Origin of the sequence: Pseudomonas sp. R5-89-07, assembly GCF_003851685.1 — a bacterium.
Lineage (GTDB): Bacteria > Pseudomonadota > Gammaproteobacteria > Pseudomonadales > Pseudomonadaceae > Aquipseudomonas.
Genome location: NZ_CP027727.1, coordinates 3,346,965 through 3,372,841 on the forward strand (window position 1 = coordinate 3,346,965; position 25,877 = coordinate 3,372,841).

Annotated in this window: 22 protein-coding genes; 15 read left to right on the forward strand and 7 right to left on the reverse strand. The window is 60.7% G+C overall.

The window, feature by feature from the left end; all coding sequences use genetic code 11:
- The first annotated feature begins 6 nt into the window (after positions 1-6).
- A complete protein-coding gene (locus tag C4J94_RS15310) occupies positions 7-468 on the forward strand; it encodes an LEA type 2 family protein (RefSeq protein ID WP_124386951.1) in 462 nt (153 codons plus the stop codon).
- Positions 469-599: 131 nt separating this feature from the next.
- Here C4J94_RS15310 and C4J94_RS15315 read toward each other — a convergent pair whose 3' ends face one another.
- Positions 600-1,526 (reverse strand): carbon-nitrogen hydrolase family protein, encoded by a 927-nt coding sequence (locus tag C4J94_RS15315; RefSeq protein WP_124386952.1) that lies wholly within the window; start codon positions 1,524-1,526, stop codon positions 600-602.
- An 82-nt stretch (positions 1,527-1,608) separates the two neighbouring features.
- Here C4J94_RS15315 and C4J94_RS15320 point away from each other — a divergent pair, with 82 nt between their 5' ends.
- Positions 1,609-2,517, forward strand: a complete 909-nt coding sequence (locus C4J94_RS15320; RefSeq protein WP_124386953.1) for a LysR family transcriptional regulator — start codon at positions 1,609-1,611, stop codon at positions 2,515-2,517.
- Here the strand turns inward: C4J94_RS15320 and C4J94_RS15325 are convergent.
- A complete protein-coding gene (locus C4J94_RS15325) occupies positions 2,510-2,761 on the reverse strand; it encodes a hypothetical protein (protein WP_124386954.1) in 252 nt (83 codons plus the stop codon). The two genes, C4J94_RS15320 and C4J94_RS15325, sit on opposite strands and share 8 nt — an antisense overlap.
- Positions 2,762-2,924: 163 nt before the next feature.
- On the opposite strand from C4J94_RS15325, the gene C4J94_RS15330 reads away from it, so the two are divergent.
- On the forward strand, positions 2,925-3,245 hold the full coding sequence (locus tag C4J94_RS15330) for a YqjD family protein (RefSeq protein ID WP_032875861.1): 321 nt from the start codon (positions 2,925-2,927) through the stop codon (positions 3,243-3,245).
- Between the two features lie 34 nt (positions 3,246-3,279).
- On the opposite strand, the gene C4J94_RS15335 is transcribed toward C4J94_RS15330, so the two are convergent.
- Complete coding sequence (locus C4J94_RS15335) at positions 3,280-4,317, reverse strand: Ldh family oxidoreductase (RefSeq protein ID WP_124386955.1); 1,038 nt, start codon at positions 4,315-4,317, stop codon at positions 3,280-3,282.
- Positions 4,318-4,493: 176 nt separating this feature from the next.
- On the opposite strand from C4J94_RS15335, the gene C4J94_RS15340 reads away from it, so the two are divergent.
- The 8 genes from C4J94_RS15340 to C4J94_RS15375 all read left to right on the forward strand — a co-directional run bounded on the left by C4J94_RS15340 (position 4,494) and on the right by C4J94_RS15375 (position 15,761).
- Positions 4,494-9,656: a dermonecrotic toxin domain-containing protein gene (locus C4J94_RS15340; RefSeq protein WP_124386956.1), complete on the forward strand. Its 5,163-nt coding sequence runs from the start codon at positions 4,494-4,496 to the stop codon at positions 9,654-9,656.
- Between the two features lie 128 nt (positions 9,657-9,784).
- Positions 9,785-10,780, forward strand: coding sequence for a FecR family protein (locus tag C4J94_RS15345; RefSeq protein WP_124386957.1), 996 nt, complete (start codon positions 9,785-9,787; stop codon positions 10,778-10,780).
- Positions 10,781-11,080: 300 nt separating this feature from the next.
- The gene (locus C4J94_RS15350) at positions 11,081-11,530 is read left to right on the forward strand and encodes a hypothetical protein (protein ID WP_124386958.1); all 450 of its coding nucleotides are present in this window, start codon (positions 11,081-11,083) and stop codon (positions 11,528-11,530) included.
- Positions 11,530-12,078 (forward strand): adhesin, encoded by a 549-nt coding sequence (locus tag C4J94_RS15355; RefSeq protein ID WP_124386959.1) that lies wholly within the window; start codon positions 11,530-11,532, stop codon positions 12,076-12,078. The genes C4J94_RS15350 and C4J94_RS15355 overlap by 1 nt, the downstream gene beginning before the upstream one ends.
- Before the next feature lie 68 nt (positions 12,079-12,146).
- Complete coding sequence (locus C4J94_RS15360) at positions 12,147-12,884, forward strand: hypothetical protein (protein ID WP_124386960.1); 738 nt, start codon at positions 12,147-12,149, stop codon at positions 12,882-12,884.
- 61 nt (positions 12,885-12,945) lie between these two features.
- Complete coding sequence (locus C4J94_RS15365; RefSeq protein ID WP_124386961.1) at positions 12,946-13,626, forward strand: C39 family peptidase; 681 nt, start codon at positions 12,946-12,948, stop codon at positions 13,624-13,626.
- Between the two features lie 37 nt (positions 13,627-13,663).
- On the forward strand, positions 13,664-14,410 hold the full coding sequence (locus tag C4J94_RS15370) for a hypothetical protein (RefSeq protein ID WP_124386962.1): 747 nt from the start codon (positions 13,664-13,666) through the stop codon (positions 14,408-14,410).
- Between the two features lie 49 nt (positions 14,411-14,459).
- Positions 14,460-15,761 (forward strand): autotransporter outer membrane beta-barrel domain-containing protein, encoded by a 1,302-nt coding sequence (locus tag C4J94_RS15375; protein WP_124386963.1) that lies wholly within the window; start codon positions 14,460-14,462, stop codon positions 15,759-15,761.
- A gap of 110 nt (positions 15,762-15,871) precedes the next feature.
- Here the strand turns inward: C4J94_RS15375 and C4J94_RS15380 are convergent, their stop codons facing one another.
- Complete coding sequence (locus C4J94_RS15380; RefSeq protein WP_124386964.1) at positions 15,872-17,197, reverse strand: sigma-54 dependent transcriptional regulator; 1,326 nt, start codon at positions 17,195-17,197, stop codon at positions 15,872-15,874.
- Between the two features lie 322 nt (positions 17,198-17,519).
- On the opposite strand from C4J94_RS15380, the gene C4J94_RS15385 reads away from it, so the two are divergent.
- Positions 17,520-17,780, forward strand: a complete 261-nt coding sequence (locus C4J94_RS15385; protein WP_124386965.1) for a hypothetical protein — start codon at positions 17,520-17,522, stop codon at positions 17,778-17,780.
- A gap of 54 nt (positions 17,781-17,834) precedes the next feature.
- On the opposite strand, the gene C4J94_RS15390 is transcribed toward C4J94_RS15385, so the two are convergent.
- Genes C4J94_RS15390 through gnd form a run of 3 tightly spaced genes read right to left on the reverse strand, consistent with a single transcriptional unit; the run spans position 17,835 to position 21,159 of the window.
- Complete coding sequence (locus tag C4J94_RS15390; protein WP_124386966.1) at positions 17,835-18,659, reverse strand: HAD family hydrolase; 825 nt, start codon at positions 18,657-18,659, stop codon at positions 17,835-17,837.
- The gene (gene zwf / locus C4J94_RS15395) at positions 18,656-20,179 is read right to left on the reverse strand and encodes a glucose-6-phosphate dehydrogenase (RefSeq protein WP_124386967.1); all 1,524 of its coding nucleotides are present in this window, start codon (positions 20,177-20,179) and stop codon (positions 18,656-18,658) included. Before zwf ends, C4J94_RS15390 begins: the two co-directional genes overlap by 4 nt.
- The gene (gnd, locus tag C4J94_RS15400; RefSeq protein WP_124386968.1) at positions 20,176-21,159 is read right to left on the reverse strand and encodes a phosphogluconate dehydrogenase (NAD(+)-dependent, decarboxylating); all 984 of its coding nucleotides are present in this window, start codon (positions 21,157-21,159) and stop codon (positions 20,176-20,178) included. Before gnd ends, zwf begins: the two co-directional genes overlap by 4 nt.
- A gap of 259 nt (positions 21,160-21,418) precedes the next feature.
- Between gnd and C4J94_RS27640 the strand changes: the two genes are divergently transcribed.
- From C4J94_RS27640 to C4J94_RS15410, 3 genes are all read left to right on the forward strand, one after another.
- Positions 21,419-21,595: a DUF6026 family protein gene (locus tag C4J94_RS27640; RefSeq protein ID WP_256657530.1), complete on the forward strand. Its 177-nt coding sequence runs from the start codon at positions 21,419-21,421 to the stop codon at positions 21,593-21,595.
- A gap of 153 nt (positions 21,596-21,748) precedes the next feature.
- The gene (locus tag C4J94_RS15405; RefSeq protein WP_124386969.1) at positions 21,749-23,491 is read left to right on the forward strand and encodes a phosphoethanolamine transferase CptA; all 1,743 of its coding nucleotides are present in this window, start codon (positions 21,749-21,751) and stop codon (positions 23,489-23,491) included.
- 127 nt (positions 23,492-23,618) lie between these two features.
- Positions 23,619-25,856 (forward strand): TonB-dependent siderophore receptor, encoded by a 2,238-nt coding sequence (locus tag C4J94_RS15410; protein WP_124386970.1) that lies wholly within the window; start codon positions 23,619-23,621, stop codon positions 25,854-25,856.
- Positions 25,857-25,877 lie beyond the last annotated feature (21 nt).

Sequence of the window (25,877 nt, forward strand, 5' to 3'; positions counted from 1 at the left end):
GTTCAGATGCGCAAGCTCATGGTTCTATCGCTGTTGTTGCTGACCTTGAGCGCCTGCGCGCTGTTCCCCCAGCGCGACCCGGTCAACATCAATGTGGTGGGCATCGAACCGCTGCAAAGCCAGGACCTGGAAGTGCGCTTCGCCGTGAAACTGCGGGTGCAGAATCCCAATGAAACGGCGATCGACTACAACGGCGTGGCCCTGGACCTGGAGGTCAACGGCCGGCCACTGGCCTCGGGCGTGAGCGACCAGGCCGGCAGTATCCCGAGGTTTTCCGAGACCGTGCTGATGGTGCCGGTCAGCGTTTCGGCGTTTACCGTGTTGCGCCAGACCCTGGGCCTGAGCCAGACCCAAAGCTTGAACAACCTGCCGTATGTACTGCGCGGCAAGCTGGCGGGCGGGCTGTTTGGCACGATGCGCTTTGTCGAGCGTGGCACGCTGGATTTGCCCAACACCGCCACCTGGTGAACGGCGGGCGACAAACGCTGAAGATCAAATGTGGGAGGGGGCTTGCCCCCGATGGCGGTGTACCAGTCAGCCTATCTGCAACTGACCCACCACTATCGGGGGCAAGCCCCCTCCCACATTTTTAACCGCGTTTAGTCGGTGATATAGCGCACACCCGGCTTGGCGCGCTCGTCCACCGTCAACTCAAAAATATCCGGCCTGGCGTAGTGCCCCACTACGTCATAGTCATACCGTGCCCGCACCAAGTCATCGGTATCGATCCGCGCCGTCAGCAGTCCCGCCTCGCCCACCAGCGGCCCGGCCAGAATGTCGCCCATCGGCCCAACGATCACGCTGCCACCGGCAATCAAAGCGCGATCCGCCGGCCAGTTGGCCACCTCCACGCCCAACGCCTCGGGCGAGGCCTGTACCTGGCAGGCGCTCACCACAAAGCAACGCCCTTCATGGGCCACGTGGCGCATGCTCACCTGCCACATCTCTCGCTCGTCCACTGTGGGTGCGCACCACACCTGCACGCCCTTGGCATACATGGTGGTGCGCAGCAGCGGCATCATGTTTTCCCAGCACACCGCGCCGCCGATCCGCCCAACTGCGGTGTCGACCACCGGTAGCGTGGAGCCATCGCCCTTGCCCCAGATCAGCCGTTCGGTGCCGGTGGGCATTAGCTTGCGGTGCTTGGCCACGAGCCCGCCCGTGGGTTCGAAATACAGCACGGTGCAATACAAGGTGCTGCCACTGCGCTCAATCACGCCAAGTACCAGGCTGGCACCGGTGCGCGCGGATAACCCCGCCAGTGCCTCGGTCTCGACACCGGGTACATCGATAGCGTTGGCAAAATAGTGCGCAAAGGCTTCACGACCCTCAGGCAAGCGATACCCCAATTGAGTACCGAACCCTTCACCTTTGGGATAGCCGCCCAGCAGCGCCTCAGGCATTACCACCAACTGCGCGCCGCTGCGCTGGATGTCGCCCTCATAGGCCAGTATCTGTTCCAGGGTCTCGGCCTTGCCGCCCGGCAGCGAGCCAATTTGTAAAGCGGCCACGGTAGAAACAGGCATCACGTCACTCCAAGTCAGTGGGGGTTGCCCATTCTCCGGCCAGGCTGGATCATGAATAAAGCCCACCTCAGTGCTAAATGATATGAGCCAGATAAATATCGCGCAGGTTGACCTTAACCTGCTCAAGACCTTCGAAGCCCTGCATGACGAGTCCAGCGCCAGCCGTGCGGCTTTGCGCCTGGGGGTCACACAATCGGCCATCAGCGCCGGTTTGCGGCGTTTGCGCGATCTGTACAGCGATCAGTTGTTTGTGCGGACCGGGCGCGGACTGGCGCCGACCGTGCGCGCCAATCAACTCAAACCGGTGATCAGCGAGGCGCTGGACCGCTGCCGGCAAAGCCTGGCGATGATCAACCCGCAAAGCCCGAACTACCAGGGCCGCTCGGTGGTACTGGGCCTGTCTGACGATTTCGAGATTGCCTACGGCCGCCGCCTGATGGACAGCGTTGCACAGCGCCTGCCGATGTTGCGGGTGATTTTCCGCCAGACCCACAGCCAGATCGTTGCAGCCGCCCTGCTCGACCGCAGCCTGGACCTGGCGATCACCGCTGGCGGTTTTGCCGAGCGGCGCCTGAGCCGGCAAGTGCTCGGCGAGGGTGATTATCGCTGCCTGGTGGACGCCGACAGCCTGGCGCCCGGCCAGCAACAGATCGATTTGAAGGAATTCGTCGCGCGCGACCATGTGCTGGTGTCATCGGGCGGGTTTATCGGCATTACCGATGAGGGCTTGGCGGCGCACGGCTTGAGCCGCCAAGTGTGTGCGTCCACCAGCCATTTTGCCGCCTTGGCGTTTCTGCTCAAGGGCAGTGCGGCGGTGGCGACGATTCCGGGGCATGCCGCCGAAGCCATCGCCCGCCTGACCAGTTTGCGCGTCCTGCCCTGCCCGCTGGCGTTGCCCCGTTATCCGGTGGAGCTGGGCTGGCGCACCCAGGCTCAGCTCGACCCGTTGTTGTTGAAGGTCCGCGAGGCGATCGAGGCGAGCTTTATTTAGCCGCCATCAGCTTGTTGACTTCGCTGCGCACCATGTTGGAAAACTCCGGCGGCGACATGCCGTCCAGTTCCGCGCGCACCCATTCGGCCCATTTGCCCTTGCGCTTGGCGCGCTCGCCGAACAACCGCGCGGCTTCGCCCTTGGCCTTGCCCAGGTTGGCTTGCCACAGGTCGTAGAGACGGGACTTTTCATCTTCCAGCTCGGCGCGTTCGGCGAGGGTCTTGTTGGCGAGATTGAAGCTCATGTTGAGTTACCTGCTGCACAAATAGGTGACATCTTACACTGTAGGTCGAAAGGACCCGATTTCGATTTTGCCGCAAATGGATAGCCCGCGAAATAAACTGCAACTTTTGCCACTGCCCGACACTCCATTGGTCACCGCCACATCCACTTGCAAGGAGTCAAACATGGCCCGCAAAACCGCCGCCCAAGCCGTCGAAGAACAAATCAAGGATCAAGCGTTCAGCGAGCTGACTGCGCTGATCGAAGAGTCCGACAAACTGCTCAAGAGCAGCGCATCCCTGGTGGGCGAGGAAGGTGAAACCCTGCGTGAGCAGGTCGCCATCAAACTCAAGCAAGCCCTGGACTCGGTCTCCAGCGTCCGTGAGCGCAGCAAGCCGGTCGTGGATGCCACCGAGACCTATATCGGTGGCCACCCATGGCAGACCGTGGCCATTTCTGCAGGCTTTGGCCTGGTAGTAGGCCTGTTGCTCGGTCGCCGTAACTGACGAGTGCGGGCTGCGCGCAAGGCGCAGCCCCCTTTTACCCCGCCGCCCACTCGCGCAACTGCCGCAGATCCTGCGCCTCAAGTTCTATCCCTGTTTCCTCAGACTTCGCCCGAGTGCGATGCCGCCGATCCCCCGGCAACCGTCGCAACCCCACCGCGTGCATCTGCCGCACCAGTTCCTGACTGCGCGCTGCGAAGCTTTGCCCAGCCGTTTTGCTCGGGTCGATGACAATCAGCAACTGGCCGGTCCAGGGCGTGCGCGCCCCTGGATGATCAGCCCAGTTGAACTCGAACGAGAAGTTCCCCCCGGTCAACGCGGCCGCCAGCAACTCCACCATCATCGACAGGGCCGAGCCCTTGTGCCCGCCAAATGGCAATAGCGCGCCGCCTTCCAGGATGGCTTTCGGGTCCTGGGTCGGCTGGCCCAGGCTGTCCACGCCCATGCCCGCCGGCAGGCGCTCGCCCTTGCGCGCGGCGATCTGCACGTCGCCATGGGCAATGGCGCTGGTGGCCAGGTCGAATACGATCGGCGGGCCGTCGGCGCGCGGCGCGGCGAACGCGATAGGGTTGGTGCCGAACAGCGGCCGATCAGCGCCGTGGGGCACCACGCAGGTCATGCTGTTGACCACGCTCAAGGCCACCAGGCCTTCGTCGGCAAAGGGCTCGACATCTGGCCACAGTGCGGCGAAATGGTGGGAGTTGTGGATCGCCAGCAACGCGATCCCGGCGCTGCGAGCCTTGTCGACCAGCAAGGATCGGGCGGCCGCCAGGGCCGGCTGGGCAAACCCGTTACAGGCGTCCACCCGCACGAAACCAGAGGCCACATCCGTCACCACCGGCAGCGCCTGACCGTCCACCCAGCCGCTGGCCAGCGTACTGAGATAGCCGGGCATGCGAAAAATCCCGTGACTATGGGCGCCGTCGCGCTCGGCACTGGCGCAATTGTTCGCCAGAATGGCCGCAACCTCGGGCGCGGTACCGTGCTTTTCAAACACCGTTTGCAGCAAGGCCACCAGCTCAGTGAAGCCGATGAAGACGCTGGCACGATCAACTACCGGGGACTGGGCAGACATCTGTAGCTCCGATTTTATAATTGGAAGAGGCAACGAGAATCCAGAACACCGATTAAACAACGCCGCCCATGCCTGCTGTCAACGGGCGCCTGCGGCTTGATCCAGTTATCTACCACCACCGCCGCCCCATCAGCCTTTAGTTTTGCCTGTTCTTCCGACGCTGATGAGAACACCCGATGGCTCGCTTGACCCCACCTTATTTTTTCGAAGAATTCCTGCGCCCGATCAAACGCAAGGCACCCACCGAGCGCGAGCGCAAGCTTGGATTTACCGTGAAAGACCTGGATTGGTTGCATACGCTTTACTACGCCACCCATGCGGCGCGGCAGGACACCAAGATCCAGAACTACCCGATGACCGTGGAACGCCTGCTGATTACCCTCACCGACAAAACCTCCATTCCATTGGCCGGCGCGTTCATGATGAGCCCCACGCCAGACGCACAACGCGCCGTGCTCTATACCCCCTATGGCGGCCTGGAAGTGTTCGACAGCCCGTCAGTGCTGGTCAAGGAACTGCACGATCGGTTCAAACAACCCAGCACACGGGCCGACCTGCTGCGGTTTCTGTCCATCAGCCAACGCGACGCAATACCGGCCAACGCGGCGCTGGCGCTCACGCGCGAGGTGGTTCAGGGCGCGGTCATGCAAGACCAGGAGCAGACGATCCTGGCTAACCAGCACAGCAACGTCCAGACCATGCTCGCCCAATTACGCCAACTGCCCAACCTGCACGAAATGCTCGACACATTGCTCGGCATTATGGCCCGCGCCTATTTTCCGGGCCTGAACCAAAGCGACACCCGAGTCGATTTTTTCAGCCGGGTGGGGGCCGGCGAAGACAGCCGCTGGGTCGCCTCTGCCCCGTTGCGCGAGGTGTTGCTGCAGTTTTATGCCAGGCAAGGCTGGCCAGTCGAACAGACGCACCGTTTCTCCAACCCACGCCATGACACCACCGACTTTAACCAGACGCAACGAGACGAAGACCAAGTGCGTTGGGACAACGTCGTACAGCAAACCAGCGGCATCCTGTCGAAACTGCTCAACAGCCTGGTGCAAACCTACTGGAACGAGGACTTTGACAATGGCCAGTCTCGCCTTGAGTTCTTCGCCCGGGTCATCCGTGACAAATTCCGCGCTGACCTGCTGTTCAAACACCAGAATTTCATCCTGTCCAGTGACGAAAGTCGCACACTGCGGGCCCTTTTGCTCCCGAGCACAGCCGCACGCACTGCGTTGGACAGCCCATTGCGCATCGAGAAAATACGGGTACGCGCGCAGTATCAACATCAAGTTGAACTGGCCAGCACCCTGATGATCAGTGATGACCACGCCTATCTGTATACCCAGGCCCGCGGCCTGCAGGTGCTCAAGGATCTGGATGACCTCCACGCCACCCTGCTGACGATGCTCAAGACGGCCGGCCACGAAGACGAACTGCTCAATTTTTTGTCCCTGGATGAACAGAACGTATTCATTGGCATGGATCAGTTGCAGGTTGTCGGCCTACCCGTGGCCGACGATATATTCCAGGAAATGGTCGAGGACATTGCCGCCAAGCAGCTGGACAACCTGGAGTACTCCCTGGGGCTTTTTCGACGCAGCGGCGGCACCATCGACCTGGGCGCGCTACTCGACAGCGCCCTGGATATCCGGTTCATGCTCGACAGCCGCTTACTCGCGCTGCAGACCGACGGGCGCTGGAGCGTGCACCCCATCACCGGCCCGAAGGGTGGCCCGACCACCGTCATGGCGCAACGCACCAAGGGCCATTTGCAACGGCTGGAGGCCGTCCAGGCGGCACTCGCCCTCGCTCAGAGCAAACACCCGACCCTGCACAGCCTGGCGACGAAGGCGCTGAATGCGCAGTTAACCAAAAGCCAGCTGGATCTGCAGGCCGAGGATGTCCACATCAATACCTACGCCACGCCTGCGCAAGAGCTTGAAACCCGCTTACCCGAAGACTCCTCGACGATGGTCGAACACTTTATCGCGCGCCTGGCCAGGCAGGCCGAAGCCCTGACGCCATCATCACTGGCCTGGTTTTACGGCAAACGCATCGCGGGCGTCGCTTCCAAGCTCAACAGCCTGACCGTTACCCTCTTCAATCGAGTGATCGAGCAGACCCTCAAAACCTTTGGGCAACAAGATCTGCGCACGCTGCCGGGCGAGTTTCTGGACAATGAACTGCCCCGCCTTAGCCTCGGCATGCTGCAGGGGCTCAGTGGGGAAATGCAATTGCGCCAGCTGGAGAAAAGCCTCGCCCCACGAGAGCTGGCGCTGCTCGACAGCGCGCTCAAGGCCGACAGCATGACGCGACTGACTCGTCACGGCCTCAACGGCTTCATACCGGACGCCTTCGGCTTGTCGCTCTATGTCGGCAGCCAAGCCGAGCCCGAGCCGCTGGCCAATTGCTTCGTATTGAGCGAACGCGGCGGGCTCGACCCGCTGCATTCCGGTATTGCTCTGCTTTGGTCCCCCCACCATGGCCATGAGGCCTTCACCTCGGTCGACGACCTGCGCGATGCACTGACGCAACGTCTCGCCGATCCAACGCAGCGGCTGCCGTTACTGGACAACTTGCCCATCTCCAAACGTAAGCCCCATCAAACCTTCAGGCTTGGCCCTCTGCAACGTATTGACGACCACCTGCTGAACAACCGCCAAGGCAGTTACAGCCGACGCACACGGGCCGAGATCGACCATGTGCTGCTGATGAACCTGAGCGCTGGGGCGCTACAGAACTGGCTGGACGCCTTGATGCGCCGAGCGCCGCCGTCAAACCTGGCTAGAAGCCTCGCCATCGCCAAAGCCATGCTGCTCCAGCAAGGGCTGCCGGTGTGGCTAGGCATGGCGCCCCCCCACGAGCAGATTGTGCATGCCGAGCTGCTCGAACAATACCGCCTCAGCGCACCGCAGGAGCGTGACTATCTTCACGGCATCACCCCGATGCGCGAGCAGGCGGCGACAACCCTTTCCAGCCTGCTCAAGGCGCGCTTTCCCGAGCAGGTGCTGGACCCGGACAATGTGCTGATCGCGCCCCGGATCAACCTCAAAGGGCATGTCCAGAGCCTGACGGACTTTGCCTTGCGCCACTGGCCCGTGCTGCGCGCCGACGATATCCGGCCCAGTTCGCGTTCCGCCACGCCGCTGCCGGCTGGGTTGGATGGCGACGCCGTGATACAGCTGGTGCGCCAACTCGACCTCAAGGGCCTGTATCGGACACACCTGGCCAGCCATCTGGAAGGCCAGGGCGATGACGCGCTCAAACGCCGTGATCTGTTTTGTCGGCAGCTGCCTTGGCAAATGCTGCAGTACGCCCATGAACAAAGGCTCGATGAACGGCTGTCGGGTACGGCCTGGAGTTTCGTTCAGCAAATCTTCGACATGCCCGACGCCGTGGCCCGCGCCATGATCCACGGCGTAACGGCGGTCATTCGTCCCCTTGAACTGATCGCGACGCCAGGCGCGATCCCAGCCAAGGTCTTGGGCTGCTACCTGATCGGTCCCAAGGCAGGCGCTACCGGCCCCACGCTGCTTTATGCACCCTACAGCCACACGCACCTGCTCAAGGAATACACCAGTGAATCGACCTTGCTCAGTGAGTTCACTACCCCAGGCGCTTTGCAGGAATGGGTGATCAGCCGCCTGCAAGGCGGCCAACAAGCGACCTACCGCAATCTGCTGCGCCAGCACGCGCGTCGCGAGTTATCCGAGATCAGTCTTGGCGACACGCCCATTTCCGGCAACGTGCTGACACGCCTGTTCGCGGACAACCTCAGCCTGTTGTCGCAAATGCTGGCGAGCCAATTCACCCTGGGCGCAAAGGTGCAGTGGGACGCGGTGAAGAGCCTGCTGAGCGAGGACATTACCCAAGGCATTCAGTTCATGGCCGGCAAGCTGACCTACCCCCTGGTGATCTGGCGCAGCTTCAAATTGTTCATGACCTCGGCCGAAGACCTGCAGCAACACCGCTGGAAACACGGGTTAAAGACGTTTATCGCCGGCGTGGCCGAAATGGCTGCCCTGCGCAGGGAATTGGACGGGCTCGTGCCCGACACCGCGACGCCCCAGCCAGCCACCACCGTGGAGCAATGGCTTGACGCCCCTGCGCCAGCGGCAATGACCTTGGCGACCCACGATGTGACAGCACCCCAGCGCACCCGGCTGAGCCTGTACGAAAACACAGGGGTCAACCTGAAGGACCTGAAAAAGAGCCTCTTGACCCACGTTTACAAGGATGAGGCCAATCAACGCCATTTCGTCCCGGTGGATGGCAAGGTCTATTCGGTGAAGCCATCCGCTGAACACTGGCGCATGAGTGACGGTGACCAGCACGGCCCCTACGTGCAGCGCAATGCCCGCGGCGAATGGGTGCTGGACCTGAACCTGCATCATCCGCTCTATGGCAAGACCCTCTCCAAATATACCCACAGGGTGCTGACCCGCTCGGCCGAGCGCGAGGCCATCAACGTCGAGGCGGTGGGCATGACAGCCATTGCCGCGCTGTCCAGCTGGAAGGCGCAGTGCATCAACGAAGCGCTCAACGTGGCGACGTATTACACCGTGACGTGCAAACGCAACCTGGTGCATTTTGCCGCCCTGCGCGAGCCAACCAGTCGGCTCGGGCGCTTTTTCACGGAAATGTTCGGCGTGCTCAGCCTGTCGCCCCAGCAGGTGCAGCGAATCGAAACCCGCGTCGACGAGGTGCTCGATGAGCTGCTCAACCCCACGCTGATCAACCCCGACTCAATGCGGTTCGTCACCGGTACCCACCGCCATGGTGATCGAGATACGTTTGCCTTCGTGCTGCCTGAGGATGCGAGCAAAAAAATCTACCTGCTGGACCGGTTCTTCGATCCGAACATGGACGTCTATCAAAATCGCCTCACCACCCCGTTCGACATCACCGCCCATGCGCGCGCAGCGGTGCTGATCCACGAGATCACGCACTTGAAATCCCTGACCGAAGACCTGGCTTACCTCGACAGCATGCGACCGTTCCCGGACCTGATCAATGTGCAGATCAAAGGCGCCACGCTGATGAAAACCGACCTGACCGACCTGCGTGAAACAGCCCTCTCGGTGCTCACGCCAGCCACCCGGTTGTTCAAGAGCCTGGACGCGCTCACCCAGCAGTGGAGCGACTACAGCAGCGGCCAGGGTACCTCGCTGCTCAAGGACAAGGTGTTGAGTACCACCGGCGCTCGAAACCTGGCGGATGCCCGTGCCGTCTTCATGAGCAATGCGGATCGGCGCATCGACACGATCCTGGCCAACGCCGACTCGGTCACCTACCTGATCAGCCATCTGGGCCGGGAGCTGGACGCAGGGGCCTGAGAGGTCGCCAGCCGGCCTGGGCCCGGTGCGCTTCAGAGAGATTCATTCTCATTGATGCGCATTTGCCACGATGGCGGTTCTCGCCGTCCTGCCTGGGAGGTTAGAATGGCGCAAATCAGGATGTGTTAATGACCGACCAGCCCATTTCCGAAGCCGAGTATGACGCCATCACCGATGCGGCCGCGCATTGGTGCATGCGCATGCATGCGAGCGACTGCACGATGGCGGAGCGCCAGGCCTTTACCCACTGGCACGATGCTCATCCGCTGCACGCCTTTGAGTATGCAGCAATGCTGGAAATCTGGGACGTGGCCGATCATCTGCCGCGCAGCACGCCGGCGCCGGTCGTTTTGGCGTCCAGGCCACGCCCGCGCTGGCGAACCTACGCGGTCGCAGCCACCATTTGCCTCGCCGCGTTACCGCTGGCCGCCTTCACTGGCTGGGAGGCCGGCTGGTTGCCCAGTTCCTATAAGCATTTCCAGGCAGTCAACGGCTTGCGCAGCGTCACCCTCGGTGATGGCAGCCAGGTGGAATTGAACCTGGGCACCGAACTGGTCTACAGCGCTTACAAAGACAGACGCCAAGTCAAATTGAAAAAAGGTGAAGCGTTTTTCAAGGTCACTCATGACAGCGATCATCCGTTTATCGTGCAGGCTGGCGACGGGCAGGTGCGGGTGACGGGCACCCAGTTCAATGTCTGGACGTATGAAGACCAGGTTCGGGTGATGTTGCTCGAAGGTTCGGTGCAGATCGCCAGCGACTCGGTGCATGGCAGCGTGCCGCTTACCCCAGGCATGCAGGCCAGTTACCAGCGCGGCGACGCCACCCCACGAGTGGCCTCGATCCAGCCCAATGACGCAGCGCTGGCCTGGCGCACGGGTAAACTGGTGCTCGACAACCTGGCCCTGGCCGACGCCTTGCCGCTGATCAACCGCTACCTGGACAAACCCGCGATGCTGGCGGACGCGGGCACCGGGACCATTCGCATTGGCGGGATTTATAACCTCAGTGAAGTCAACAACCTCATCCCTTCCTTGCCCAAGGTGCTGCCGGTCTACCTGACCCAGAACCAGGACGGCAACCCTGTCCTCAACTCCATCCCGCGTAAAGCACCCAAGGGCTGAACGCGCGCCTGCAGCGTCAACTGTCCATTTCTGAAACACCCAAGTGTCTTGAATCGCCCGGCGGGTGCGGATTCATGGTTTTGTCATGGGCACTGTTTCATCAGTGATACAACTGGCGCGAGCGGCCGGGCATATCGCGCAGGATCGCAACTGTCTCATGCCTGAAACACCACAACCGGCTCACCCTCCAGCGCAATTGGCAACACCATGAATTAACAAGAAAAAACAAAAGCGGCACGCCTTCTGCTCTGTCCCTGACAACGCTGTTTAGGGTCAGCGTGAATAATAAGGACTGCCGCCGTGAACACACTCACTCATGCCTCGATAAACGCACTGCTGATCAGTTGCGTGCTCAGTGCCGGCATCAGCCTGCCGAGCCAGGCGGGTGACGGTGTGATCGTGACAGGGCGTGTCGTGCAAGGTCATATGTACGGGCGCACCTCCCTCCCTGACCCTTACCCCAACACCGCCAATGCCAATCCCAGCAAAGAGGTCATCAGCGCCATCTCCGGTGAACTCAGCGATGTGGACATCGGCGGTATCCGCAGCGGTTCGAGCCTTGCGCGTTCCGTCCAGCCCAGCGGCAATCCGTCGGGCTTGAGCGCCACGCAAAACGGCATGTCGACCCTCGGCACCGGCGCAGCCGCCGGCCACGGAGCAGGCAGCGGGATGGGTGGGCAGATCAGTGATTCGATCCAGCGCGGCATGACCCCCCTGAACAACCTCGGCAGCATGATGGGGGGCAAGTGATGAAGCACTTGGTGTGGATATTAGCGCTGCTGGGCAGCGCGTCGACAATGGCTGACGACTCCGCCGTGGTCGACAACAGCGGCACACAGTACCAGGGCGTGCTGTCGATCAACCAGGCCGCCGGTACCCAGCAACAAATGTCCAACAGCCGCGCCATCGCTCTCGGCGGCCAGGCGACCAACCTCAACATTCAGAAACTCGACGGCAACGTCGACCCGTCCTTGAACGCCAAGGCGGCGATCCTGGGCACCTCTTTTACCAACGGCAACGGCGTACTGGGCATCAACCAGTCGGCCGGGGCCAATAATCAATCGATCAACGCCGTGCGGATCAGCCTCAATCCTGGTCCGCAAAGCATCGATGACAGCGTCCTGTTGCAACAGAACACGACGCAGTTGACCGACTCAGGGCTCACCCCCACCACTGGCAGCCGCCAGGTCGTGACCAGCGACCAGGCCTTCACCGGCAGCCGAGGAGTGATTCAGGTGAACCAGAGTGCCGGGGTGGGGAACCGAGTGGCTAACACCCTGGGCATCACTATCAAGTAAACGCTTGGTAGCACTGGCTGGACCGTACCAACACTTAACCCAACTAATTAGAAGCAAGGAGAAACACCATGAAACCTCAAATGGCTCTGAAACCAATGGTTTTCGCGCTCGCCGCACTCATGGCTGCCGCCGCTCAAGCAGGCGGAGGCTGGCATCCAGCGCCGCAACCTACCGGTACGGTTGCTGCTGTGGTCACGGATGTACAAAAAAGCGAACACAACAAATTCGACGACACCAATACTGAAAACAATGCCTCTGCTGACGGTTCGGTAACCGGCAACAGCGGTAACGTAGGGGTCAACGTGCAGTCGGGCTCCGGCAACCAGGCGGATAACGCCGGTGCCATCTCCAGTGCCAAGGGCGACTTTGCCACGGTGTTCGCGGTGATCGATGTGGATCAGGGCAGCACTCACAACAACTTCGTCAACAAAGGCACGCAAAACAATGCCTCCCTGGACAACTCGGTCAACGGCAACTCCGGTAACGTGGGTTACAACGGCCAGGCCGGTCAAGGCAACCAGGGTAAAAATAACCTGGCAATCACCACCGCTGACGGCAAAAACATCGCAGCGGCCTCCAATACCGAGCAGAACTCGCTCAATAACAGCTACCTCAATACCGCCACAAGCAGCCATGGTTATGGCAAACCTCAATACGTGTCCAACAACTCAAGCCTCGACAATTCGGTTAACCGCAACTCCGGTAACGTAGGTGTGAACCTGCAATCCGGTGCGGGCAACCAAGGCAGCAACAGCCTGTCGATCGGTCAAGGTTGCAGCGTCTGCGCCAGTGGCGTGCGCTTCTGATCCAACGGGGCCTTGGCAACAAGGCCCTTTTTTATTCCAGTGTCCAGCAGGTCATTCGATCATGCGCATCGCGACCCTCACCCTTCTTATGTTGCTCACCGGCACCACTTGGGCAGGCACCATGGCAATCTCTGCCATGCCCGGCGGTGCAGTGATCTTCAAGAAGGTCGAGAGCATTCGTGAACGCCGGTTCGCCAACCTGGTGGAACAGAAAACCGATTTCAGTTGTGGTGCCGCGGCACTCGCCACCATCCTGCGCCAGGCCTATTGGCTGGACGTCGACGAAGAACACATCATCAAAGGCATGCTGGTCACCGCCGACCAGGACCTGGTGCGTACCCAGGGTTTTTCCATGCTGGACATGAAGCGCTACCTCGAAAGCATCGGCATGCGCGCCCGGGGCTACAAGATCGCCCCTGACACCCTGACGACCGTGAAAATCCCCGTCGTGGTGCTGCTGGAAATCCGCGGCTACAAGCACTTCGTGGTGATGCAGCGGGCCGACAAGGACTGGGTGTATATCGGTGACCCGGTGCTGGGCCATAAGCGCTATTCGCGGGATGATTTCGTCAAGGGCTGGAATGGCATCGTGTTCGCCGTATTGGGTGAAGGCTACGACAAGACCAACGTGTTGCTCGACCCACCCGCACCGCTGACCGCCAAGAACCAGATGAACGAGTTCAGGCCCGTAGGCGACGCCGAGCTGATGGATTTCGGTTTTATCCAGAGCGACTTCTTCTAGAAGCGCAATAAGGGGCAGGACGCTCCAGGAGCAAAAGATGAACACTTCCCGTTGGCTGACGGTTTTGTGTCTGGCAGCCTCGATGCCCGCTTATGCTTCATCGGGTTTCAAACCGATCGAACTCAAGGATTCGGAAATGGCCGAGCTGCGCGGCCGCTATGTGATGCCGGGGCGAATCATCAGCTTCGGCATTGTCATGAGCAGCACCTGGACCAATGCCGTGGGTGACAGCATCACCGGCAAGGCCAGCCTGCAGCTCGACAAGGCCACCATCACGCCACAGTTCTACGTGCAAACCACTGGCTCGGCGGGGGCCGGAAGCAACCAGAACACCGGGGCCGGCAACGTGATCGGCGGCGCTGGCCTTGGCACTGGCCAGGGCGTGGTGCAAAGCGTGCGCACCGCCGGCGACGGCAACACTGCCCACAACACCGTAGGCATCAACGTCACGCAGGACGGCTTAGCGCCTGCCAACCTCGTGCAATCCGGGCAAGTACTGGTGGCCGGTGGCACGGTCACCGGCGACAGCCCGGCAGGCCATGTCAGTGTGTCGGCCAACAATGGCGGCCTGCAGATGGCGATCCAGGCCAACCACAACCAGGGCAACAGCCTGCAGCAGATCGGCACCGGGAATGTGCTGCAAGGCACGGTTTTGACGGGCAATAGCAACTTCGTCAACAACCTGACCCAGCTCAATGTCGTGATGAACAATAACGGTTTGAACAACGGCGCGTTGAACTGCAACCTGGATCAACTCAAAGGCCTACGCACCCTCGGTTATTGAACTACGCTGACCCTCGACACTTACGCATTAGAAAAGGACGGCTTATTTCATGCATCGATCGTTATCGCTCCGCGCGGTGGTCTGTCTCAGTACGCTATTGCCCGCATCCGTGTTGTATGCCGCACCGGATGCCGATATCGACACCCTCAAGCAGGAACTCCTGGAACTCAAGCAACGCTACGAGGTGCAGCAAAAAGCCCTTGCCGTATTGGAACAACGTGTTCGCCAGGTGGAAGACCAACCGGCGGCGCCAGCGCCCAGGCGCCTGGCCAAATCCCCCGCCGACTTCAAGAAAGGCGGTACCGTGGTCGCCGGCACGGGCGCGGCGGCGGCATCGGGTGGTGCGGGCGGCGGCGGCAGTTCCTACGGCCAGTCGCTCAAGGATGATTCCGCGCCGGCGCAAAGCGTGAGCAACCTCTACAACGAAGCCAGCGGCTTTTTCGGCAATGGCAAGTTCAGCTTCGAAACCGGCGTCACCTATGCCCGTTATGACGCCCGCCAGTTGACCCTCAATGGCTTCCTGGCACTGGACTCGATCTTCCTCGGCAACATCAACCTGGACCGGATCAAGTCCGACAGCTGGACCCTTGACCTGACCGGGCGCTACAACGTCGACAATCGCTGGCAGTTTGACCTGAACGTGCCGGTGGTCTATCGCGACTCGACCTACCAGTCCGCCGGCGCCGGCAACGACGCCACGGCGACCTCGGAAGGCTCCGTCACCCGCGACCCCACCATCGGTGACGTCAACTTCGGCGTGGCCTACAAATTTCTCGATGAAACCCCCACCCTGCCGGATGCGGTGGTGTCGGTACGGGTAAAGGCGCCAACGGGTAAAGAGCCGTTTGGCATCAAGCTGGTCAAGCAGCCCAACAACGACAACCTCTACCTGCCGGAAAGCCTGCCGACGGGCAACGGCGTCTGGTCGATCACGCCGGGCATTTCGCTGGTCAAGACCTTCGACCCTGCGGTGTTGTTCGGCTCGCTGTCGTACACCCACAACTTCGAAGACTCGTTCGATGACATCAGCAGCGAAGTCAACCAGAAGGTGGGAGGCAAGGTGCGCCTGGGCGACAGCTTCCAGGTCGGCCTGGGCGTTGCGTTCGCGCTCAACGAGAAGATGAGTATGTCGTTCTCGGTGTCGGACCTGGTGCAGCGTAAAAGCAAGCTCAAGCCGGACGGCGGCGACTGGCAGTCGGTGGTCTCCAGCGATGCCAACGCCGGCTACTTCAACGTGGGCATGACGATTGCCGCATCGGATAACCTGACCATCGTGCCGAACCTGGCGATCGGGATGACCGACGATGCGCCGGACTTTACCTTCAGCCTGAAATTTCCGTATTACTTCTAATTGAAATGCGGACTTGTGGGAGGGGGCTTGCCCCCGATGGCGGTATATCAGTCACAGACTGGCTGACTGACACAATGCCATCGGGTACAAGCCCTCTCCCCCCCCCCGCCCTAGCGGATCTGGTGTTTGTGCAGCAACCGGTAGAATGTCGGCCGGGAAATGCCCAGTGCACGCGCCGCGACGCTCAGGTTATCACTGTGCCGGTCGAGCACATCGCACAACGCCTGGCGTTCGGCGCGGTGTTTGTAATCTTCCAATGTAGCCATCGGTGGCGAAACCGCCTGCTCGCCCTGCAGCCCCAGGTCGACCGCTTCGATCTGACGCCCTTCGGCCAACACCAAACCACGGCGCACGCGGTTGGCCAATTCACGCACATTGCCCGGCCACGGGTGTTGCCCCATTGCCACCAAGGCCCCTTCGCTGAAGCTGCGCGGGCGGCGGCCGGTTTCCTGGCTATAGAAGCGTGAAAAATGGTTGGCCAGCATCGCCACGTCACCATGTCGCTCGCGCAACGGCGCCGTGACAACTTGCAGGACGTTCAGACGGTAATACAGGTCTTCACGAAAGGTGCCCTTCTCGACGGCGGTCTCAAGGTCAACGTGGGTAGCCGCCAGCACCCGCACATCCACCGGGATGGGCTGGCTGCCGCCGACGCGCTCGATCTGTTTTTCCTGAAGAAACCGCAACAAATTGGCTTGGAGTTCCATCGGTAGATCGCCGATTTCATCGAGGAACAGTGTGCCACCGTGGGCGGCCTCGATACGTCCGACCTTGCGCTGATGCGCCCCGGTGAAGGCGCCCTTTTCATGGCCGAAGAGTTCCGACTGGATCAGGTGCTCTGGAATCGCCCCGCAGTTGATCGCCACGAACGGCTTGGCGTGCCGCTGGGACTGGCGGTGCAACGTCTTGGCGACGAGTTCCTTGCCGGTGCCACTGTCCCCACGAATCAGCACCGGGGACTCTGTCGGCGCCAACTTCGACAACAACTTACGCAGTTCACGGATGGGGCGGCTGTCGCCCAGTAGTTCATCCCCGGGCCCATCTACTGGGGTGTGGCCTTTACCGCGCAGGCGCGCCATGCCAAAGGCGCGTCCCAGGGTGACCTGCACCCGCGACACGTCGAACGGCAAGGTATGAAAGTCAAAGAACCATTCGCAGACAAAATCGCCAACGTTCTGCAGGCGCAATACATCCTGGCTGAGTACCGCGATCCACTCGGTGCCGCTGCGGCCGATCAGCTCCTTGACCGCTTCGGGACGTTCCAGATGGCAGGGTTGCAACCGCAGCAGGCCGACGTCGCAGGAACGGTCGCCCACCGCTTCCAGCGCACAACTGTCCACTTCCCATCCGACCGTGCGTAAGCCGGGTAGCAACCCATGGCAATCCGCACACGGGTCTACCACCAGCAAGCGGCGTTGGACGGAGGGCACGATCATGAATATTCCTTGGCGTCAGAACATTAACGTTATTAGAAACAACAGTTTGGGATGACTGACAGGAACCTTAGCAAAATCCTGACGCGACCCTTGTACCCATTCGCTATAACTGCGGGCAAAAAGCCACCTATCTTTGAAACGTTATCGCCTGGGTTCAGCTTTTAAAACAGCCGCTTACATGACGTCAGTCAGGGAACGTTAAAATTTCTCGCTCTAGCATGTGACCCGCACCCCACCATCGTGCATCAGTACAAGTAACCCACCGCACGGTCAGCCCAACCGCCGGTACTCACTTGAATGGGCATAGAGAGAGACGACCCACATGAACGCTCCGCTGCGCATCAACGAAGCTCTTTTGATTGCAGACCGCGCTTTCCAGCCCTTTCAGTGCGTGGCCTGGCACGATGGCAATGGCGACCTCAGCCTGAGCGTCATCGATCGCACCAATACCCGTATCGGCCGCAAACAGCTGTCCTCGAACACTTACACCGACCCGGCGCAACTGGAAAACTTGTTGCTGCAGGCGCGGGCCGAGCTCGATAAAGACGGCTACCAATTGCAGCAGTGGGCAATGCCCAAGTAAGTCGGCCCTGCAACTTCCGACCACTGCACGACAGTGATCGGAAGTTGAACTTACTTAACGTGCAGCAAGAATAAACCGTTCGAACGCTTCGGCGGCGCCGTCCTCGACATTACTGCCGGTGACCACGCTGGCCTGACGCTTGACGGTTTCTTCCGCCTGGCCCATGGCGATCGACAAACCGGCCACATGAAACATCGCCGGGTCGTTGCCACCGTCACCAATGGCCGCCGTTTGCGCAAGCGGCACCCCAAGATGAGTCGCGATGGTCTTCAAGGCCTCGCCCTTATTTGCCAGCATGGCGGTCACGTCCAGGTAAACCGGCTGCGAACGCGACACTTGCGCCAAGCCCTTCACCTTGGGCTGCAACTGCGCCTCCAGCTCCACCAGCAACTGTGTGTTGTTGCTGGCGGCGACGATCTTGTCGACCCGGTCCAGGTACGGCTCGAAACTGTCCACCACCACCGGCCCATAGCCCAGTCCATCGGCTTCGCGCTGCACCATCGGCCCAGGCGGGTCACGGCGCAGCCAGTCGCCGTCGGCGAACACCCAGACCTCCACGTCCGGCTCGGCCGAAAACAGCGCCAGCGTGACCAACGCGGCTTCCGCCGGCAGGTGGTGGGCCACCAGGATGCTGCCATCCGGGTTGATCAACGTGCCGCCGTTAAAGCCCGCCACCGGCACGTCGATGCCGAAGGTCTCGATCAGGTGCAACATGGCCTTGGGCGGGCGCCCGCTGGCCAGGCTGAAAAACACCCCGGCCTCACGCAACGCGCTTACCGCATCGGCCGTGCGCTGGCTCAGGCTGTGATCCGGGTGCAGCAAGGTGCCGTCCACGTCACTGAGGATAAAACGGATGGGATGAATCGCGGCATCACTCATCCGAGGCTGTGCCAGGTGCGGCCATCACGGGCCAGCAGCGCATCAGCCGCCGCAGGGCCATCTTCGCCGGCCTTGTAGGCCTGTATACCGTCATCTTCTTTCCAGGCATCTAGGAACGGCTGCACGGCACGCCAACCGTTCTCGATGTTGTCGGCGCGCTGGAACAGGGTCTGATCGCCGGTCATGCAGTCGTAGATCAGCGTTTCGTAACCCGTCGACGGCTGCATCTCGAAGAAGTCCTTGTAGTCGAACCCCAACTCGATATTGGCCATCTCCAAGGTTGGCCCGGGCTTCTTGGCCAGCAGGTCGAACCACATGCCTTCGTTCGGCTGGATCTGGATCTTGAGGTAAGTGGGCTTGAGTTCATCGACTTCGGTGTCGCGAAATTGTGCGTAAGGTGCGTGCTTGAAGCAGATCACGATCTCAGTGTCGCGAATGCTCATGCGCTTGCCCGTACGCAAGTAAAACGGCACGCCGACCCAGCGCCAGTTGTCGATCATCACCTTCAGCGCGACGAAGGTCTCGGTGCTGCTGTCGGGCGCGACGTTGGCTTCTTCACGGTAACCCGGCAGCGACTTGCCGCCGATTTCACCAGCGGTGTACTGGCCGCGCACGGAGTTGGCCCGTGCATCTTCCAGGGACCAGGGCCGAATGGCCCCCACCACCTTGGCCTTCTCACCGCGCACCGCGTCGGCACCGAAGGCGGCCGGTGGTTCCATGGCGACCATGGCCAGCAACTGGAACAGGTGGTTGGGCACCATGTCCCGCAGGGTGCCGGTTTTTTCGAAGAAATTGCCCCGGGTTTCCACACCGACCGTCTCGGCCGCGGTGATTTGCACGTGATCGATGTAATGATTGTTCCAGAACGCTTCGAACAGCACGTTGGAGAAACGGCTGATGAGGATGTTCTGCACCGTTTCCTTGCCCAGGTAATGGTCGATGCGATAGATCTGTTTCTCGCTCATCACCTTGAGCAGGCACGCGTTCAGCGCTTCGGCGGTCGCCAGGTCGGAACCGAAAGGTTTCTCGATGACCACACGGCGAAAGCCCTCCTCGGTTTCGTTGAGCAACCCGGCACTGCCCAGGCGCTGCACCACTTCACTGAAGAAGCGCGGCGCCGTTGCGAGGTAGAACACCGCATTGGCGGTGCCGCTGTCAGCGATTTTCTGCGCGATATCCGCGTAGGTGCTGTCGTCGAGGAAGTCGCCCTCGACGTAGCTGATGCCCTTGGCCAACTGGGCCCACAGTTGTGGGTCCAGCGCATTGTCGGCACTGCCGCGCACTTTGCTGGCAGCCTCGGTGCGAATGAAGTCTTCGAGCTTCTTGGCAAAGTCAGCGTCGCTGATGGCGTTGTGATCAACGCCGACGATGCGCAAGCCATCGCCCAGCAACCCGTCGCGGCTCAGGTTGTACAGCGCCGGCATCAGCAGGCGCTTGACCAGGTCGCCATGGGCGCCAAACAGAAACAAGGTGGTGGGTGGAGCGGGTTCGGCCTTGGGTTTCTTGCCGTTGGCGGTCATTTTTTGGAGGTCTCCACGTGGCCGCCAAAGCCGAAGCGCATGGCCGAAAGCATTTTGTCGCCGTAGGTGCTCTGCTGGCGCGAACGGAAACGGGCGAACAATGAGGTCGACAGCACCGGTACCGGCACCGCTTGCTCCATGGCCGCTTCGATGGTCCAACGGCCTTCGCCGCTGTCCGCCACGGAACCGGAATAGCCGTCCAGCTTCGGATCGGTCGCCAGGGCGTCCGCGGTCAGGTCCAGCAACCACGACGACACCACGCTGCCACGGCGCCACACTTCGGCGATATCGGCGACGTTGAGGTCAAAGCGCTGGTCTTCCGCCAGGTTTTCCGAGTTCTTGGTCTTGAGGATGTCGAAACCTTCGGCAAATGCCTGCATCATTCCGTATTCAATGCCGTTATGGATCATCTTGACGAAGTGACCAGAGCCCGCCGGGCCGGCATGGATGTAACCCTGCTCGGCGCGAGGGTCGGCAGAGGCCGAACGGTCCTTGGTGCGCGGGATGCTGCCAAGGCCCGGGGCGAGGCTCTTGAAGATCGGGTCCAGGCGTTGCACGGTTTCCACGTCGCCGCCAATCATCATGCAGTAGCCGCGCTCCAGGCCCCATACGCCGCCGGAAGTACCGACGTCGACGTAGTGCAGGCCCTTTTGCGCCAGGGCTTTGCCACGACGCACGTCATCCTTGTAATTGGTGTTGCCGCCGTCGATGATCACGTCGCCGCTTTCCAGCAGTTCACTCAGTTCATTGATGGTGTCTTCGGTAGGCGCGCCGGCTGGCAACATCACCCACACCGCGCGTGGTTTCTGCAGCCCGGCCACCAGGGCCTCCAGGCCAGCGACGCCAGTGGCGCCCTCCTCGCTCAAGCCTTTGACAAAGGCTTCGTTACGGTCATATACAACGGTGGTATGCCCATTGAGCATCAGGCGCCGCGCAATGTTACCGCCCATGCGGCCTAGTCCGATAATCCCCAGTTGCATGTGCTGATGCTCCTAACTACTAAAAAATGTGTGACATAGTTTATAGCGCAATGAGGCTAATGAGGGTTAGTCCAGAGCGGATCCATGTAGTTTCATGGCAAAAAAGTCGCCATCATTTCACCATCACGCCTCGAAAAGTCACACGACCACCAAAAATAAAAAAGTTCCCTTGGTGCGAAAAAGAATTCAGACTTACCTCCGACTGTTGCCGCGAACCGTTTCGCGCAACGCGATTGACCGGCTATTTGCGAGGTAAGCAATGAGCACAGCACAGATGTCCCGACCGTCACAGACTCTCTACGTCACCATCCGCCGCGATGAATTGCGCCAGTTGAAGGACGAGCGTGATCAGTTGCAACAGGAAGTCCTGCGCCTGCGTTCACACCTGCAAGGCCAGCTTGAACTGGCGTCCGGCGCCAAGCCCGCGCTCTGCTGAACCGCTTGGTGAGTTTGTCAGGCAATACCTACAGAAAACTCACAAAGTTTTCACACACACATCTTGATACTCCCGCCCGCGATGCCGCTCACTTACTGAGCGGCCCGATGTTGCGCGCCTGTGCGTGACGATCATTTTCTGATGGGGCGCTGGATGGCGATGTTCAAACGCAGCACGACGACTGCGAAAGGCTTTGATTGGGCCGGCCTTGGCTGGTTATTCCTGTTTTTCTGGTATTTCTCCGGGATCACCCAACTTCTTATCCAACTGACCGGCACGTCCGGCTTCAGCGGCTTCCGCCAGGCGTTCTTCATGAGTGCGCTGTGGCTGGCGCCGATGTTGCTGTTTCCTCGGCAGACGCGCCTGCTGGCCGCCTTGATCGGCGTGGTGCTGTGGGCCTGCTCCATGGCCAGCCTGGGTTATTTCTTTATTTACCAGCAGGAATTTTCCCAGAGCGTCATCTTCATCATGTTCGAATCGAACATCTCTGAAGCGGGCGAATACGCCACCCAATACTTTGCCTGGTGGATCGTGCTGGCCTTCATCGCCCACACCGCCTTTGCGATTTTCCTGTGGACACGCCTGCGCCCGGTCTACTTGCCTCGCGGTCAGTCGATCGTAGCGGCCATCGCCATCGTACTGGCCGTGGTTGGCTACCCACTGGTCAAGCAGATCGCCACCAGCGAAACCATGGAATTGGCCATCGACCGCTTCGAAACCCGCATCGAACCGGCCGTGCCTTGGCAGATGATCGTCGCTTACCGTCGTTACACCGAACAGCTGGACAACATGCAAGGCATGCTCACCAGCGCCAGCCAGATTCCACCGCTGAAAAACCTCAAGGACAGCATGGCCGGCCAGCCGTCCACCCTGGTACTGGTGATCGGCGAGTCCACCAACCGCCAGCGCATGAGCCTCTATGGCTACCCGCGTAACACCACGCCGGAACTGGACAAGCTGCGCGACCAACTGGCGGTATTCGACAACGTGATTACCCCGCGCCCCTATACCATCGAGGCGCTGCAGCAGGTACTGACCTTCGCCGACGAAGAAAACCCGGACCTGTACCTCAAGACACCGTCCATCGTCAGTGTCATGAAACAGGCCGGCTACAAGACTTTCTGGATCACCAACCAGCAGACCATGACCAAGCGCAACACCATGCTCACAACCTTTTCCGAACAGGCCGACGAGCAGGTGTACCTGAACAACAACCGTAACCAGAACGCCCGCCAATACGACGGCGATGTACTGGCGCCGTTTTCCAAGGCCCTGGCCGATACCGCCGAGCGCAAGTTCATCGTGGTGCACTTGCTGGGCACCCACATGAGCTACCAGTACCGTTATCCGCAGACGTTCGACAAGTTCACCGACCGCCAGGGCGTGCCGGCGGGTGTCAGCGATGCACAGTTGCCGACGTATAACAGCTACGACAACGCGGTGCTGTACAACGACTTCGTGGTATCGAGCCTGATCAAAGACTACGCCAAGACTGACCCCAACGGCTTCCTGCTGTACCTGTCGGACCACGGCGAAGATGTGTTCGACTCTGCCGGCCACGACACCCTGGGCCGTAACGAAGGCAAGCCAACCGCGCCGATGTACACCATTCCGTTCATGGCCTACGCCTCGCCCAAATGGCGCGAAAGCCACGACTGGAGCTTTGCCGGTGACCTGCAACGGCCTTACAGCAGTTCGCAGTTGATCCACACCTGGGCGGACCTGGCAGGCCTGAGTTTCGATGAACTGGACCGCAGCAAAAGCCTGGTCAGCGACAGCTTCAAGCCGCGCCCCCTGCTGATCGGCAACCCTTACGAGACCAAGCAGAAGGCCTTGATCGACTTCAGTTTGATCAAGCCGAAGAAGGCCGACAGTGCCGATGTGGTGGTCAAGTAGGCCGGTGTCCCACATCATAAAGATACAAATCATTCTCGTTTGAAGCTAAAGTTCCGCGCCTCCTTTCGTCTTTGAGCCATACCCGCCCGTTCCGGGCGGCCTCAAAGACGACAAGGAGTTCGCCGCGATGCTCGCGCCCGTTACCCGTTCCATCACTTTCACCCTTGGCCTGTTCAGCCTGGCGCTGAGCCCGGAACTGCTGGCCGAAACCGACCCCGAACACACCCCCGCCAATGCCCTCGAACTGGGCGCCACCCGCATCACCGCCGAAGGCCTGGGTGCGACCACCGAGCACACCGGTGCCTACACCACCGGCTCCATGAGCACCGCCACCCGCCTGAACCTGTCGATCAAGGAAACCCCGCAATCGATCTCGGTGATCACGCGCCAGCAGATGGATGACTTCAACCTCAACACCCTGACCGAGGTGTTACGCCAGACCACCGGCGTCAATGTTCAGCACTATGATTCGGACCGCGTGGCCTATACGTCTCGTGGCTACGGCATCAACAACTTCCAGATTGACGGGATGCTCAACACGTTCGGCTACATGAAGTCCGACGCCGACACCATCATCTACGACCACATCGAAGTGGTTCGCGGTGCCACCGGCCTCACGACCGGCGCGGGCGACCCCTCGGCCACCGTCAACATGGTCCGCAAGCGTCCTACTGCCCAATGGCAGGCGAAAACCGGGATCAGTGGCGCCACCCATGACAACTACTACAGCTACCTCGATGTCGGTGGCCCGCTGGCCTTCGACGGCAAACTGCGTGGGCGCAGCGTACTGGCCTACCGTGACAGCCAGTCATTTCGCGACAACTACGCGCTGCAGCGGGCGGTGGGCTACGGCATTCTCGAGGGCGACCTTTCCGAAGACACCGTGCTGGCCGTAGGCTTTGATTATCAGGACAAACAGGTGCAAGGCACTTCCTGGGGCACCGTGCCCTACTGGAACAGCCAGGGCGGCAAGGCCAGGCTGCCGCGCTCCACCAATATGGCGGCGCACTGGAGTTCCTGGCCACTGACCGACAAGACTACCTTCGCCACCCTCGATCACCGGCTCGGCGGCGACTGGCACCTGAAGGCCGCCTACACCCACCGCCAGAGCGATACCGACGGCAAGGTGTACTACGGCGGCGCGGGTTTCCCCAATGCCGACCGCAGCGGCATGACGGCCTGGGCCAGCCATATGCGCGGCACGTCGAGAATGGAAGCCGTGGACCTCAACCTGGCCGGCAGCTACGCGCTGCTGGGCCGCGAGCACGCGCTGATGATGGGCTATGGCGAGGCGGCGCAACGAGACAGCTCGCCATTCATGCGCAGCGACCTGCCCGCCAGCTACTACCCCATCGAGGACTGGAAACACATGGGGGGGATCGGCAAGTTCAGCGATGACGTCACCAACCTCAAGGGTGAGCACAGCAAAAAACAACAGAAAGCCGGCTACCTGGCCACGCGACTGAGCCTGACTGACCGTCTGCACGCCGTACTGGGCAGTCGCTACGGCAGCTGGGAGCTGGAAAGTGCTACTCCCGAATACGATGAAAACGATCAACTGACCGCTTCCGGCAAAACCCGCCAGACCCACAACGATATGTGGACGCCCTACGCCGGGCTGCTTTACGACATCACACCGCAGTACACCGTCTATGCAAGCTACACCGATATTTTCAAGCCGCAGGATTACCGTGATGCCAACAGGAAATACCTCGAACCCCTCGTGGGCAGCAACTATGAGGTGGGGCTCAAGGGCAGCGTGCTGAACGAGCGCCTGAACCTCGCGGCTGCGTATTTCTGGAGCACCCAGGACAACGTCGCCGAGCGCGATGAATCGGTGCCGCCGAACCCGGTCACCGGCGAGGAGTATTACAAGTCCAGCGGCAAGGGCAACAAGGTGAAAGGGTTCGAGCTAGAGGCGGCCGGGGAAATTACACCGGACTGGAACCTGACCGCAGGCTACACCTACACCCATTCGGTGAATGGCGCAGGCACGCGCAGCAACACCGGTCAACCGTTGAACCTGTTGAAGCTGTCCAGCGCCTATCGCCTGCCGGGGGCGTGGCGCAACCTTACCGTGGGCGGCGCGGTGAACTGGCAGAGCGAAATCTATGACTTCGGCAACCGCCCCACGGGAGGGCGCAACAGCGAGGGCGGAGTGGTCACAACGCGGGAGAAAATCACGCAACAGGGCTACACCGTGGTCAACATGATGTCGCGCTATCAGTTCGACGAACATGTTACGGCGTCGATTAACGTCAATAACTTATTCGATAAAAAATATTACGAGCGCGTCGGTTTTTACAATGGTGTGTATTGGGGCGACCCACGTTCGATCACGCTGGCGCTGGACTGGAGGCTATAACACCCTGCCTCGTGAAGTTAA